The organism is Mesoflavibacter sp. CH_XMU1422-2, from assembly GCF_037029245.1.
Taxonomy (GTDB): Bacteria; Bacteroidota; Bacteroidia; order Flavobacteriales; family Flavobacteriaceae; genus Mesoflavibacter; species Mesoflavibacter zeaxanthinifaciens.
Genome location: NZ_JAYMEE010000095.1, coordinates 1 through 16,010 on the forward strand (window position 1 = coordinate 1; position 16,010 = coordinate 16,010).

Here is a 16,010-nt window from a genome sequence, read left to right on the forward strand (position 1 = left end):
ACAACTTCAAAGGTTACCGTGTCACCCACATTTGGTGTTGAACTACTTGCCGCACTTATACCCTTAGTTAACTCTAAATCGGATGTTTCAATTATGAATGTAGTTGTATCTTCATCATCGTCATCACCATTGCCATCTCCATCTTCATCTACTGTATTATCGGTGTTTGGGTCGCTATCTGGATCATCAAGATCACTAGCTGTTACTTGAACGGAATTGGTGTAATTTCCTGAATTATTAACAACTGCATCATAAGTTAATGTCATTGAAGCTCCATTGGCAATAGTTAAATTATTCCATTCAATAGAATTATTTCCAAAAAAATAAACTCCTGAATTAGAAATTGTACCTGGTACCAAATCAAACCCGCTAGGAAGTATATCTTGAATATCAACTCCTGTGGCATTCCCTGGCCCATTGTTTTCGACAAGAACACTAAAAGATACTATATCGCCTACAGATCCTGAAAGAGGGTTAACTGATTTTGTTATTTCTAAATCTGCTTGCTCTAAAGTAATTTGTGCATTATCTTCATCATCTTCACTCTGGTCACCGTCATCGTTATTTGGGTTACTATCTGGATCTGCTTGATCACTAGACGTAATTTCTGTGATATTTAAATATTCGTTTGATGTCCCTGTCGGTGCATTTACTAAAGCTGTAATATTTAAGATTGCTGGTGAACTTGTAGTTATTGTACCAATATTCCAAATTCCAGTTCCAGAATTATAATTACCTCCTGAATCATCAGATTGATAGGTGTAACCATTTGGTAACTGATCTAAAACATTAACATTTGTAGCTGTGTTTGCTCCAGTATTTGTTACAGTTATTGTAAACGTAACTAAATCTCCAACACTTACATTAGTTGGAGACACCGTTTTTTGTAATGATAAATCCGCAGATTGTATAGTTACTGAAGCTGAATCCTCATCATCATCATCACCGTTACCGTCACCATCTTCATCCACCGTTTCATCTGTTGCTGGGTCACTGTCTGGGTCTTGATTATCGCTGGCAATAATTTGAGAAGTGTTTATATATGAACCTGAAGCATTTACAGTAGCATCAAATGTTAAATTTAATATTGCTCCATTTGCAATACTCAAATTAGTCCAAGTAATAGTTTGCGTTCCTAAATTGAAAGAGCCCCCATTGGATACTGTCCCTGTAACTAATGAATACCCTAAAGGCAATATGTCTTCAACACTAACACCAGTTGCATCAGAGTTTGTAGCACTAGCATCATTATTAAAAACTGAAATTGTAAATGTTACTATATCTCCAACATTCACACTACTAGGCGTGACACTTTTTGTTAGCTCTAAATCTGAAATTGGCAGAATTGTTATTGTTACTTGGTCAGAAGCACTATTACATGTTCCATTTGAAACTGTCCATTCAAAAACATAAGTACCAACAGTTGTTCCCGTTACTGAAGTATTTGGATTATTATTATCTATAAAATTAACTGGGGTTGGTCCAGATACTTGCGTCCATGTTCCTTGACCAGCTGAAGCTGGAGTAGCTCCCAAAGTTACTGTAGAAAATTCAGGTAAGGATTGGTCAGGACCTGCATTAGCGCTTATAGGGTCTGAATATATAAGGATTTCCATAGTATCTACCGAGGTACAACCTCCTCCAACTGCAGTCCACGTAAACTCATAAGTTCCTTGTGAAAGTCCTAACACTAGACTGTTAGGGTTATTAGGTGCTGTAATGTTTGCTGGATTTCCAGCAGTTTGTGTCCAAGTACCCACTCCTTCTGCTAAAGGTGTTGCCGCAAGAAAGGCTTGAGTATTATCACAATACTCTTGATCTGGGCCTGCAATAGCTTGAGAAGGTGGTGTGCCTGTATAGGTTAAAGTTACAGTATCTGATTGTGGTGCACATAATGAAGGGTTGGTAAAAGTTGTTCCAGAAGATGGAGGAGGGTCGTTTGATACCGTCCATGTTAACACATATACATCGTCTAATCCATCATTACCAACATCGTCTGGAATATTGGACAACGTTGTTTGAGGGTTATTTGGGCTATCAATTACTACAAGTCCTCCTGAGGGATCATCGCCAGGATTGGCAAAAGTCCATACACCAAGACCAACAGTTGGTGTTGTTGCATTTAATTGTGTATTTTGTTGACAAGCTAGTGGCTGGTCAGGACCTGCATCAATAGGACCAGGAGCTTCAAAAACCTCTACCCTAACTATATCTGCATTGTCTGTACAAAAGCCAGACGCAAAATTTAATTCAAAAATATAAATACCTGGAACAGTTAAACCATTTACATCTGTTGATGTGCTATTGTTTGGTGTTGTAAAGGTAATCGTTGCTCCACCAGGTTGGGACAACAATCTCCATTCTGAAGTTACATCAACAGGTATTGCTAAATTTCCTGCAGTTAATGTAGCTGTAGTTGTGTCAGCCATACAGATATATTGATCTGATCCAGCATCAGCATCTTCACTTGGTCCATTACTAACAGTTACCGTGACTTGGTCTGAATTGTTACAAGCTGCCCCAGAACCAGTATAATCCGTTGCAAACTGATAAACATATTCATAACCTGGTTCAACTGGCGCATTAGCCGTATTACTATTACTTGGTGATTGCGTTGGGCTAAATGAACCTATTCCTAATGGGTTTGTAGTTGAAACTATTGTCCAAGTCCCAGTAGTACCCGGAGTAGCCTGAAGAAAAGTACTATTAACTTGACATAATTGCTGATCTGCACCAGCAGATGAAGGTGCATAGACCTCTACATTAATTTCATCTGTAGAATTTGGACATAAAGGAGAGCCGCTTACAGTGGTCCATCTAAAAACATATGTTCCTGTTGTTAATCCCGTAACATTAATAGAATTACTCCCTGGATTATCAATGTTTGGTGTATTTGGACCAGATATTACTGTCCATGAACCACTTTCAGCATTTGGATTTAATAAAGGATCAGCTGTTATAACCGTATTTGTAGCTGCACATATTACTTGATCGCCTCCTTGAATATTAGCAGGTGTTGGTGGTATTCCAACCTCTATAGTAACTTGATCTGGCGTTGCCGTTGAAACACAATTACCATAAGAAATTACCCATTCAAAAACATAAGTGCCATCTAAAAGATTTGAAAAGGTTGCTGTTGGGCTGTTTATATCATCAACTGTATAACCTCCTAAACCAGACACTAAATTCCATGTTCCAATTCCACCTAACGGAACTGGATCGGTCGCATTCATAGTAAAAGACAACAACACTGGATCTAGACACAAACTTTGGTCTGGACCAGCATCTACATTGGCACCTGTATCTGCAACAACTACCTCAACAGTATCTGTTGTTGCTGGACATGAATTTGGAGCAGGAGCAGAATAAGCAATTTCCCATTGAAATTCGTATTGCCCGTCAACCAACCCTGTTACTTCTGATGTTGGACTGTTTGGATTAGTAAATGTTACCGCAGATGGCCCAGAGATTTGAGTCCAAGTTCCTGTTTCATCTACATCGGGTGAATTAGCATTCAAATTCGGTAGGGTTGTTACACCAGAGCTAAAACAAAAATCTACTCCTGCATTCGCTATTGTTGGAGATTCATCAGCAGTTGTAGTTATAATAACCGTATCTGTTGCGGCAGGTCCGCAATTAATATAATCATTTAATACAGACCAGGTTAACGTATATACAGTTGAAGGAGAAGAAAACCCTGTTGCTATTGCATTTGGATCATTTACATCAGAAAACGTAACTCCAGGATCTGATGACGACCAAGTTCCCGTTTGACTATCTGCAGGAGGATCTGCCGCCAATTGTACTGGAGCATTAAAACACACTGTTTGATCTACACCTGCATTTACAGGATTGTTATCTAAAGGGGACACAAAAATACTAGTATCTGAAGTAGCTGGTGGTGTGCAATTTGGTCCAGCAGTAACTGTATATCTAAACACGTATTCTCCTGGAATAAGCCCAGATAACGTTGTTGTTTGCGCATAAATATCATTAATAGTCGCAGTGTTTGGTCCGGAAATTTGTGACCAAACGGAAGTTTCACCAGGTAATATAGCACTACCTGCCAATGAGCCTGACGTTTGACCACAAATAAATGTTTGATCAGAACCAGCATTAGACCCAGAAATAGGGTTAGAAACTGCAATAACAATATCATCGTTAGCTTGATTACAGTTTCCTACAAAAAGGTTTCCAGTTCTTATTCTTCTAAAATTTACAGTATAATTACCTGGAACATCAAAACTATTAATTGTTGCAGTTCCATTATTAGCACTTCCCAAATTAACATATGGTGTAGGAAATGTTAATGCAGAAGCACTTGGCCCACTCACAATACTATATTGGGTTCTATTTCCACTTGTCGAGGTATAAGGAACGTTAAACGATGTTTGACCACAAGCACCAAGAATTAAATCGTTACCAGAATCTACTAAAATGCTGATTGGGCTTGTATTATATATTATGTTTACCGTTGCACTAGATGTGCAACCAGTAATACTATTAGTTATTGTATATCTGAATTGATAAGTATTTGGAGCAACAAGACCAGTAACTTGGGTTGTACTGCTTGTTGGATCAACTATCGTTACTGCTGGGTTTCCATCTATTTGTTCCCAAAGAACAGTTTCATTGGTAAAATCTGGAGGAGACCCAATTAATGTTGTTTCTGTTACCGAGGCATCGCAAAACCTTTGGTTGTTATTTGTAGTTGTAGCTTGTGTTACGTCTTGTGTAGCAGGTGGTACGGTTATTGTCACTGTATCACTTCCATTGGCACAAGGTCCAACAACATCCCATCTAAAGACATAAACACCTTCTACCAAACCACTAACACTAGTAGTATTATTATTTGGGTTAGCAATACTCGGATTGGCAGGTCCACTTACAAATATCCATGTACCAACTTGACCATTTAAATTAGCACCTCCAAAGCTCCCATTTAAGTTTGTACTTTGAGAAACCGTATAACAATTAGTTAATGTTTGATCGGGACCTGCGTCGACTGGATCTACTCCACCGTAATTAGTAATTGTAATTTCTGAAAAACTTTCACAATATTGACCAGGCGCATATTCTGGCCCAGTAATTGTCCAACGTAAAACTGTTGTCCCTGCACTACCTTCTGGCAATGTTATTGTTGATGTTGCTGAATTTGGTTGGTTAATCACAACACCTGCTCCGTTTCCTCCTTGAACTGACCATTGACCAACTTCTCCTGCATTTCCAGGAGTATTTGCATTAATAATTAATGAGCCTGAGCTATCTGGACAAGAAGCCATATCTGTTCCAGCATCAGCAATAGTTATAGGTTGTACAGTTACTGAAACTGTTTGTATTGGTGTATCGCCATTAAAGCAGGTTGCTGATAATTGAAACACATAAGTATTTCCACCGGAAAAACCAGTTATAATAGGATCATCGATAGATGGATCACTAATGACTACAGACGGTCCAGCTATTTGAGTCCATGTTGGTCCTTCGGCATAAGTATCAGGTGAGTTACCATCTAATTGAAATGTATCATTAACACAAATTGTCTGGTCTAAACCTGCATTTATGGTACAGGATTGAGCATTTACTGTAGTAAAACTAAACAACAGGAATAGTGTAAAAAAAATAAGAGCTATAAAATTACTCTTATTTGTCATTTTTTTGGTTAAGTAAGTATTGTACATTTATTATAATTTTGAGCGTTTTTTTATCAAATAACGAAAATAAAAATCCAAACATGATTTCTTATTTTGTAGCAAATATAATATATTTTTTCGATAAAAAGCAATTTTCGTCGATAAAATGTACATTTTATTAACAATTTAACTATCTTTTTTTAGTAATTAAATGAATAGATTGTACCAATTATAAAGACTAATATTAATCTAAGTGATTTTAACGTCTCTTTTGAAAACTAAAAGAGCGTAATAATTTCAATTTTAGAAAAACTCTACTAATTATTTAGAATTAAGACAAGAAAACATTATTAGATTTCATCGGGACTTAATTAATTAGCTTTAAATAATTTAAAACTTAAATGTGTGAAAATTAAAAATTCATTTTAAAAACACTTATAATTTAAAATCACTTCAATATTGATTTGAGTTTTGCCATATCTTGACTCACTTTTTTTTCCACAACTCTAGCATAGATTTGGGTTGTTGACAGTTTTGTATGTCCCAAAAGTTTTGAAACGGTTTCTAAAGGTACACCTTTACTTAATGTTACTGTTGTAGCAAAGGTGTGACGTGCCATATGAAAAGTAAGATTTTTCTTGACACCACACAGGTCGGCTATTTCTTTTAAATAACTATTTAGTTTTTGGTTTGAAAGCTTTGGGAGAAGATTTCTACTACTATGAGTTCTGAGGTGGTCTTTATACTTATCGATTAAGATTTGTGCTTGATTTAATAATGGAATTTTAAAAGGTGTACCTGTTTTAACCCTAGCTGCCATTATCCACGGTTTACCATCTATTCCTATTACAATGTTATCTTGGGTCAACTTTACAATATCACTATATGATATACCGGTATAACAACTAAAAACGAATAAATCTTTGACAACAACTAAACGTTCTATTGAAGAGCTCAAGTCCTCAACGCTCTTTAACTCTTCGCTTGTCAAGAACTCACGCTCTTTTTTATCAATCTTCATTTTAAAATTGATAAAGGGATCTCTATCCAACCATTCCATTCGATATGCGAGGGTTACCATTCTACGAAGACGTTTTATATGTTTCATAGCGGTGTTATTACCAATTTTACTATGTCCTGGTTTCGGAATATAAGAGCGCAGAAAATCTTCAAAGCCAATAACAAAACTATAATCTAGTTTAGAAAGAAAAATATCAGTCTCCTTGTATTCTTTTATAATATACTCTAACATATATCTTTGGCTAGTTTTATATTGACCCAATGTATTTTTATGCAGTTTGTGCTGCATCTTTTCATTATAATAATCAATAAGATTTTGAAATGAAAAACGTTTTTTGTCTTCGCCCAAAAATCTGGCTTTGACCATTTGAGAAGTAAATGGTTTTTCTTCCTTTTGTAAGTCCTCGTATATTCTATAAATCTTTGATTGTACCTCGTTCAAATAAAGATTGAGAATACGTGAATCTTTACCTGTTCCGTTGGCTCTTTGGGTTTTCTCATTCCAAGTAGTAATTTCAATTTTCTGTTTAAGGCTAATGTTTACGCGCTTGCCATTTTGGGTAAGTCGAACGTAGATATTTGCCTTGTTGTTTACGGCACGTTTACCGTACACCCAAAACAGTACTGAAAATGTTGATGAAGTTCGCATAGTTGTCGTCTTTTAATGGTTAAACATTGCTGGACGAAAGTCAAATCAACTATCTTAACTATGAGTAAGTTACGTTATTCTGTCAACATATTTATGATAAAGAAGATATGTTGACGATTTGTGACCTTTTAGATGCAAATGATATCAAATTATATGATTGCTCTAAAAAAATAAAACCTTGTAAATCATAGGATTTACAAGGTTTTGAGGGATTTTGATTTCCGATTTAGCGGTCTGGACGGGATTCGAACCCGCGACCCCCTGCGTGACAGGCAGATATTCTAACCAGCTGAACTACCAGACCGTTGCTTTATTGCGAGGGCAAATATACACTGCTATTTTAATTTCTCAAATATTTTTCGTGTTTTTTTTAAATAAATTTTTGCCTTTGGATCATATAGGTTGTCAAAACATCATTAAAACCTTGATTTACATCAGATTGCACATATTTAATTTTATACTGCAAACACTTTAATTTTAATTGTTTAAAATACTCTTCTACTATTTTATTATAATTTTCTTTAACAGAATCAGCATATAAGTTAATATATTGACCTGTTTCTACATCAATAAAGCATTTTGGTTTATTATCAAAATTAAAATTTAGTTCTTTTTTGCTATCAAAAACATGAAAGAGTACTACTTCATGCTTATTGTGTTTTAAATGCCTAAGTGCTTCAAATAACTTCTGTTCATTAGTTTGTGTTTGAAACATATCTGTAAAAAGAAATATTAAGGATCTTCTATGTATTTTTTCTGCTATTTGATGAAGAAGCGTAAATGTTTCTGTTTTCTTAATTTTTTGTTTTTTTTCTATAGTCTTTTCAAGTTGGTGTATTAACATTTGATGATGCCTTTCACTTCCTTTTTCTGGCGCATAAAAATCATAAACGTCACTATAAATACTTAATCCAACAGCATCTCTTTGTCGTTTTAAAATATGCATTAATGATGCGCTTGCTAAAGCTGAAAATGCAATTTTATTTAAGTTATTAATCGAAAAATTAGATAGGATTGGATAATGCATTGAACTACTGTTATCTAATATTATGTGACATCTTAGGTTAGTTTCGTCATCAAAACGTTTTGTGTATAACTTGTCTGTTTTTGCAAACAGTTTCCAATCAATATGCTTAGTGCTTTCTCCTTGATTGTATATTTTATGTTCTGCAAATTCTGCAGAAAAACCATGAAACGGACTTTTATGCATACCAGATATAAAACCTTCTACTACTTGTTTTGCTAGATGTTCAAGGTTTTTAAATCCGCCTGCTTTATTTAGTTCGTTTTGTAATTTCATGATTTTTAAATTTCATCTAAAATAAAAAAAGGTTTGCCATTAAGACAAACCTTTCATTTTAATTTATTTATAATTTGGATTATAATAAAGAGTCTAATGCTTCTGCATAAGCATTTTTAGGTGCTACACCAACCTGACGTCCAACTACTTCTCCATTTTGAAATACTAATACTGTTGGAATGTTACGTACACCATATTTTGCTGCAAACTCTTGATTTGCATCTACATCTACTTTACCTATAACAGCTTTACCTTCGTATTCTGTACTTAATTCGTCAATAATTGGTCCAACCATACGACATGGTCCACACCAAGCAGCCCAAAAGTCTACCATTACTGGTTTGTCGCTGTTTAATACTTGCTCTTCAAAAGTTGCATCTGTAATTTCTAATGCCATAATAATATAATTTAATTGTGTTTTTAATACGTGTTAATATGCAATATTAGTCAAAAAAAATGCTAAATCTTACAGCATAACAATTTGTTTTGATTATTACTGTATTAGTTTGAGTTATGTTGTTAATTTAATTTAAAATACACTTGTTCATTTTCTAATTGATCTAAAAGCTCTTGACTTACTTTCACTTTTTGTTTACGGCTAGACATATTCAATTTTACTTGATCTCTGTTATCGTAAACAACAAAATTTAAAGCTTGATTACCTGGATGAAGATTAATCAAATCCTTTAAACGTTGTATTTTTTCTACATCTAAATCTTTTATATTTAATTGAATTGAAAGCTTTTTAGCATAACTTTCTAAAACATCTTGTAGTAATTGAAAGTTATTAAATTGAAGCCTAGGGTCGCTTTTTTTACCTGTGTCTTTGTTTACCCAACCTTCGCGTACAAATACCTTGACGTAAACAAAATTATTTTGAAGTAAAAAATGTCTAAATTTTAAATATTCCTCACCAAATATTCTGAACTCGTAAGTATCTGTATAATCTTCTACAGTAAATAATGCCCAACCTTTACCTTGTTTACTTACACGGTGTTGCACATCTGTCACAACTCCTCCAAAAGTCATTTCTCTATTTACATATTTTTCAAGATCGTTAAATACCGATAAATTAGCATTACAGAAGGTTTTCATTTCTATTTTAAAATCATCTAGTGGATGTCCAGAAATATAAACTCCTACTACTTCTCGCTCTTTAGCTAGCTTCTCCATGGTTCCCCAAGTTTCACATTCGGGAATTGTTGGTTCTTCAATTTGGACTTCACTTTCACCTCCAAAAAGACTTACTTGAGCAGAATTTTCGTTTTCTTGATGCTTTGCTCCATATTTTATAGCCTTTTCTAAAAAGGTTAAATCACCACCATCTTTATAAAAATATTGTGCTCTGTGGGTATTTCCTAACTCATCAAATCCACCTGCTAATGCTAGATTTTCAAACGCTTTTTTGTTAGCTGCTCTTAAATCAATACGCTTTGCTAAATCAAATATTGAAGTATATGGTCCGTCTTCCTTTCTATTTTCTACAATCGTTTTTACTGCTCCGTGACCAACACCTTTAATTGCTCCCATACCAAAACGTACCGCATTATCTTTGTTTACCGAGAATTTATAAAACGATTCGTTTACGTCTGGTCCTAAAACCTGCAATTTCATTCGTTTACATTCTTCCATAAAGAAAGTAACTTGCTTGATATCGTTCATGTTATTAGACAGCACTGCAGCCATATATTCTGCTGGATAATGTGCTTTTAAATACGCCGTTTGATAAGCAATCCAAGCATAACATGTAGAGTGAGATTTATTGAAGGCATAACTTGCAAATGCTTCCCAGTCTTTCCATATTTTTTCAAGTTTTTTAGCATCATGACCATTAGCACTTGCTTGTTCGATAAACTTAGGTTTCATTTTATCTAGTACCGCAATTTGCTTTTTACCCATTGCTTTACGAAGGACATCGGCTTCACCTTTTGTAAAATTAGCTAGCTTTTGAGACAAAAGCATTACTTGCTCTTGGTAAACTGTAATACCGTAGGTTTCTTTTAAGTATTCTTCCATTGCTGGCAAGTCATACTCGATATCTTCGTCGCCATGTTTTCTTCTTACGAAACTTGGTATATATTCCATTGGTCCTGGACGATATAATGCATTCATCGCAATTAAATCGTCAAAAACCGTTGGTTTAAGGTCTTTTAAGTGTTTTTGCATTCCAGGAGATTCATATTGAAATACTCCAACTGTTTCTCCTCTTTGGAATAATGCGAAAGTTTTTTCATCATCTAAAGGAAAACTTTCTGGATCTAACTGAATATTATGTTTTGCCTTAACAATTTTTACAGTATCCTTAATTAGTGTTAATGTTTTTAACCCTAAAAAGTCCATTTTTAAAAGTCCTGCACTTTCTACAACCGAGTTATCAAATTGTGTAACGTATAAATCTGAATCTTTTGCTGTAGATACTGGTACAAACTTGGTAATATCGTCTGGTGTAATAATTACACCACATGCATGTATACCTGTATTTCTTACAGAGCCTTCTAACGCTCTTGCTGTATTTACTGTTTCGGCTTCAAGATCTGATCCTTCAGAAATATTTAAAAGTTGGTTTATTTTTTCTAAATCTTCAGACCTGAATTTTTGTCCAAATTGTTTTTCATCTAAACCAAAAATCTTGTTTAGTTTAGACATATTTGGGATTAATTTTGCAATTCTATCTGCATCAAAAAGTGGCAAATCTAGTACACGAGCTGTATCACGAATACTACTTTTTGCCGCCATAGTACCATAAGTAATGATTTGTGCTACTTGATTTGCTCCATATTTATCGATAACGTAATCCATTACTCGGCTTCTTCCTTCATCATCAAAATCGATATCAATATCTGGCATACTAATACGATCTGGATTAAGAAAACGCTCAAAAAGTAGATTGTACTGTATTGGGTCTATATTGGTAATCCACAAACAGTAAGCTACAACAGATCCTGCTGCACTACCACGACCTGGACCAACGGATACATCCATTTTTCTTGCTTCACGAATAAAATCTTCTACAATTAAGAAATATCCTGGATAACCTGTGTTTTCTATAACTTCAAGCTCAAAATCTAGACGTTCTTTAATATCTTCTGTAATTTCGCCATAACGCTTTTTTGCTCCTTCGTAGGTTAAGTGTTTTAGATAGGCATTTTCTCCTCTTTTTCCACCATCGACCTCATCTTCTGGATGCTTAAATTCTTCTGGAATATTAAATGCTGGTAACAAGACATCTCTTGCTAACTCAAAAGGTTCTATTTTATCTACAACTTCTTGAATATTACTTATTGCCTCAGGAATATCTTTAAATAACTCCTTCATTTCGTCTGCTGACTTAAAGTAATATTCTTGATTTGGTAATCCATAACGATAACCACGACCACGTCCTATTGGTGTTGATTGCTTTTCGCCATCTTTCACACATAATAAAATATCATGCGCATTAGCATCGTCTTTTTTACCGTAGTAGGTATTATTAGTGGCTAGTAATTTTATATCATGTTTTTTAGAAAACTCGATTAGTGTTTGATTAACACGGTTTTCGTCCTCTTGACCATGTCGCATTAACTCGATATACAAGTCGTCTTGAAATGTTTCTTTCCACCAAAGCAAAGCTTCTTCAGCTTGAGCTTCACCTACATTTAAGACTTTACTTGGCACTTCACCGTAAAGGTTTCCTGTTAAACAAATAACGTCTTCTTTGTATTGTTCTATTAATTTTTTATCAATACGCGGTACATAATAAAATCCATCTACAAACGCGTGGGACGAAAGTTTTGCAAGGTTATGATATCCTTTTTTATTTTTTGCAAGCAGTACTATTTGGTAACCGTTATCTTTTCTTGTTTTATCTGTGTGATCTTCGCAAACAAAAAACTCGCAACCTACAATTGCTTTAATTTGATTTGCTACTGGTGGTTTACCTTGTTGTGCTGCTTCTTCATTTTTTGCTTTTACAGATTTATTATGTCCATTTACAGCTTTTACAAAATGAAATGCTCCCATCATATTTGCATGATCTGTAAGCGCTACTGCGGGCATTTTATGTTCTGCCGTTAGATTGACTAAATCTGAAATACTTATTGTTGATTGAAGTATCGAAAATTGAGAGTGATTATGCAAGTGTGCAAAGTCTACAGATTTAAGATCTTCAATGTTTTCTTTTATTTCTGCTGAAGAAATTCCGCTAGATTCCTGCTTTTTTAATTGTTCACGGATTTTATCACTTTCTCTTTTAAGATTTAAGTGTTTTAATCCTATTAGCTGAATAGGTTGCGGATTTTCTTTATTGAAACGCTCAAAATAATCTGGTTGAACGTCTAATTGTTCTTTTGTGTATTCTTTGCGTCTAACAAGCTCTAAAAAACAACGTGTTGTTGCCTCTACGTCTGCTGTTGCGTTATGTGCTTCGGCAAATGGTTGGTTAAATAAAAATTGATGTAACTCGGTTAAAGTTGGTAATTTAAATTTACCTCCACGTCCGCCAGGTATTTGGCAAAGTTGTGCTGTTGACTCTGTACATGTGTCTAAAACGGGTAATTCTTGCAGAGGATTATCTACGCTTTCGCGGACAAACTCTGCTCCCATAATATTTAAATCAAAACCTACATTTTGACCGACAACAAACTTTGTTTTACTTAAAGCTTCATTAAATTTTTCTAAAACTTCTACTAAAGGAACACCTTGCTGTTGAGCCAACTCTGTTGAAATACCATGTATACGCTCGGCATCATACGGAATATCAAACCCATCAGGTTTAACTAAATAATCTTGATGATCAATACAGTTACCCATCTGGTCATGTAATTGCCATGCTATTTGGATGCATCTAGGCCAATTATCTACATCTGTAATTGGTGCATCCCAACGTTTTGGTAATCCGGTAGTTTCTGTATCAAATATTAAGTACATTAAGGTATTTTTAGATGTTTTGTTGAAAATTTTAGAGCTTATAAATGTACGTAGAAATTTCTCTTTTTTAAAGTGAAGTTATAAACAATTATACACAAAAAAATCCAGTATGATTATACTGGATTTTTTGATTTTATGTTAAGCATTTAAGTGTTATGACACTAACTCTTCATGTACTTTTTCTGTATTAATTGCTGCTTGTATAGAGTTGCGATGTCTAAAAATTAGCTCGTCAATTGTTGGTGGCAAGTTATTTTCTTTCATTAATTTATCATACTCTTCTAAGCTGGCTTCTTCACCTCTAATGGCTTCTTCTAATATTTTTTCTTCATTATTTGAAGATAATGCTGATTTTAAACTCATCCAATTTCTATGTACAGTTCCTTTAAATGTGCCAGAATCTTCTGGTACCTCGCCATATCTTAAAATCTCTGTTCTTAATTCTTTAGCAAATTGGCTGCGCTCTGATGCTCTTCTCTTAAAGAAGATTTTTAAATTTTTGTCGTCTACATTAGACATTGCGTTTAAATACCCTTTTTCGGCATCGTAATTTTTTACTAGTAGTTCATTTAATTTTTCTGAAATTTCTTCACTATAACTCATAATATCTTTTCATTTTAAATTTCAATAAATTATTTATAGATGTGTATTGTTTCGCATCTTCAATTATAAAGATATAATGAATTACTAAGCATACCAAGCGTTTAACAAGGTTTATGATTGCCTTAAGATTTGTTAACACTAGACTAATATTTTAATTTTCAATCTGTTTTAAAACAAAAAAGGAGCTTTAATTAAAGCTCCTTTTTTTTATAAGTGTACGATGTTATTAATTTGCATCTAAATAATCTGGTGCAGAATCTGCATCGGAGTTTTGTGCGTCATCTGGGTTACCATCTCCGTTTGGATCTGGGTTTTCGTCTGCTGTTGGCACGCCATCGTTATCATCATCATTATCTAAATAATCATCCATTCCATCTGAATCAAAATCTTGAGAATCTATTGGATTACCATCTCCATCATCATCTATAAACTCGTAAATAGTTAAGATGGTATCTCCGTCATCATCATTATCTAAGTAATTAGGTGTTCCGTCGTTATCTGTATCAATCATTCCTTCATAAACAGTAAAAACACCATCGCCATCATCATCTTGGTCTAGGTAATTAGGTATACCATCTCCATCTGTATCATCGTTTAATGGGTTACCGTCTGCGTTAATATCTTCGTCTGCTAATAAAATACCATCATTATCTTCATCTAAATCTAAATAATCTGGTATTCCATCCATATCTGTATCTGCAGCGTTACCATCTGCATCAAGGTTTAACTCGTCGTTTGTTAAAATACCGTCATCATCATCGTCTTCGTCTAAATAATCTGCATTTAAATCTCCATCTGTATCATCATCTGTTAAATCTCCATTATTATTAAGGTCTTCAATTGAATTTGGAACACCATCTCCATCATCATCACCACAATCTAAGCTATCTATAGCTGCTTGTAAATCTCCGTTTGGATCTCCGCAAGTGTCAATTTGTTCGTTTAGGTATTGAATATATCTTGTACACATATCAATAGTATTACCTAAAGTAGCATTATTGTAATCTGATTGTGCTGTTGCGGTATTATCACTTATTTGCTCACAAGTTAATTGACAATTATTTACTGTTAGTTGATCAATTGTTTCTTGTATCGTCCCGTTTACATCTCCACAAAATTCTATTTGAGTATACAATGCGTTTACATATGCATTACATAATTGTTCAAAAACAGCACTTTCCATTAAATCTGCGTTATTATACGCTATCATTGCTTGTTGCACTTGTTCTTCAGCATCTACACAAGTAAAATAATTAGTTGTAGGTCCTGTTGTAAATGGTATATTATTAAAAACACCTTCTGAAAACCCTACAGAATTTAGACCTGTTGGATTAAATGCATTAAAATAAAATCTTCCTGAAAGCGTGCCTTCTTCTAAGCTACCAGCTGTAATACTTATCATTCCATCTGGACGATATACTTGTACGCTTTCATCTGGAATTTTATTTGTTGACCATAATACGTTATTTTCATCTATAAAATTAGCAAATGAAGCATTGTATTGCATATCGTAACATGATCCTTGACCTACACTAATAGCTCCTGTACAGCTAGTAGCATCTTGCGGATAGGCTACTAACGTAATTGTTTCTAAAGATGTAGATCCTTCTATAGTTATAACACCATTCTCATCTACCTGAGCTGAGTAAATATTTGCATTAAACAAAACACCATCGCCTTCTCTTTGGGCTTGAAATGTGGTTATTTTAAACTCATTTTCTTCGCTACAACTAAACATTAATAAAACCGTTATAGCTAATGCAATTACTTTTCTCATTCTTAAATCTTTGATAAATTATTGATGTTATATGTGCCTAATAATAATCTAGACATACTATCCTTCAAAAATAGAATAATTTTTCATTATAAATAATTGAAATTTAAAGTATCGCTTAAAAAAAAT

The 16,010-nt window shown here is 34.2% G+C and carries 7 protein-coding genes and 1 tRNA gene; all 8 read right to left on the reverse strand.

What is annotated here, in order from left to right; translation table 11 throughout:
• The coding region (locus tag WA340_RS14785) for a PKD domain-containing protein (RefSeq protein WP_442920780.1) at window positions 1–5,678 on the reverse strand (5,678 nt) is incomplete at its 3' end.
• Window positions 5,679–6,078: 400 nt separating this feature from the next.
• On the reverse strand, window positions 6,079–7,299 hold the full coding sequence (locus tag WA340_RS14790) for a site-specific integrase (RefSeq protein WP_336129646.1): 1,221 nt from the start codon (window positions 7,297–7,299) through the stop codon (window positions 6,079–6,081).
• A 230-nt stretch (window positions 7,300–7,529) separates the two neighbouring features.
• Window positions 7,530–7,603 (reverse strand) — tRNA-Asp (locus tag WA340_RS14795).
• Between the two features lie 66 nt (window positions 7,604–7,669).
• On the reverse strand, window positions 7,670–8,599 hold the full coding sequence (locus WA340_RS14800) for a DUF58 domain-containing protein (protein ID WP_336129647.1): 930 nt from the start codon (window positions 8,597–8,599) through the stop codon (window positions 7,670–7,672).
• 79 nt (window positions 8,600–8,678) lie between these two features.
• Entirely contained in the window at window positions 8,679–8,996 is a 318-nt protein-coding gene (trxA, locus tag WA340_RS14805; protein ID WP_027880907.1) for a thioredoxin, read from the reverse strand.
• A 122-nt stretch (window positions 8,997–9,118) separates the two neighbouring features.
• Window positions 9,119–13,504: a DNA polymerase III subunit alpha gene (gene dnaE / locus WA340_RS14810; RefSeq protein WP_336129648.1), complete on the reverse strand. Its 4,386-nt coding sequence runs from the start codon at window positions 13,502–13,504 to the stop codon at window positions 9,119–9,121.
• Window positions 13,505–13,657: 153 nt separating this feature from the next.
• Window positions 13,658–14,107 carry a ferritin-like domain-containing protein gene (locus tag WA340_RS14815; RefSeq protein WP_027880905.1) on the reverse strand — a complete coding sequence of 150 codons (450 nt, stop codon included), beginning with the start codon at window positions 14,105–14,107 and terminating at the stop codon, window positions 13,658–13,660.
• Between the two features lie 226 nt (window positions 14,108–14,333).
• Window positions 14,334–15,884, reverse strand: coding sequence for a DUF6252 family protein (locus tag WA340_RS14820; RefSeq protein WP_336129649.1), 1,551 nt, complete (start codon window positions 15,882–15,884; stop codon window positions 14,334–14,336).
• Window positions 15,885–16,010 lie beyond the last annotated feature (126 nt).

Bases quoted from the DNA above. Each gene is read 5' to 3' on its own strand.
- WA340_RS14790 (WP_336129646.1), bottom strand. From the start codon at position 7,299: ATGCGAACTTCATCAACATTTTCAGTACTGTTTTGGGTGTACGGTAAA.
- WA340_RS14800 (WP_336129647.1), bottom strand. From the start codon at position 8,599: ATGAAATTACAAAACGAACTAAATAAAGCAGGCGGATTTAAAAACCTT.
- trxA (WP_027880907.1), bottom strand. From the start codon at position 8,996: ATGGCATTAGAAATTACAGATGCAACTTTTGAAGAGCAAGTATTAAAC.
- dnaE (WP_336129648.1), bottom strand. From the start codon at position 13,504: ATGTACTTAATATTTGATACAGAAACTACCGGATTACCAAAACGTTGG.
- WA340_RS14815 (WP_027880905.1), bottom strand. From the start codon at position 14,107: ATGAGTTATAGTGAAGAAATTTCAGAAAAATTAAATGAACTACTAGTA.
- WA340_RS14820 (WP_336129649.1), bottom strand. From the start codon at position 15,884: ATGAGAAAAGTAATTGCATTAGCTATAACGGTTTTATTAATGTTTAGT.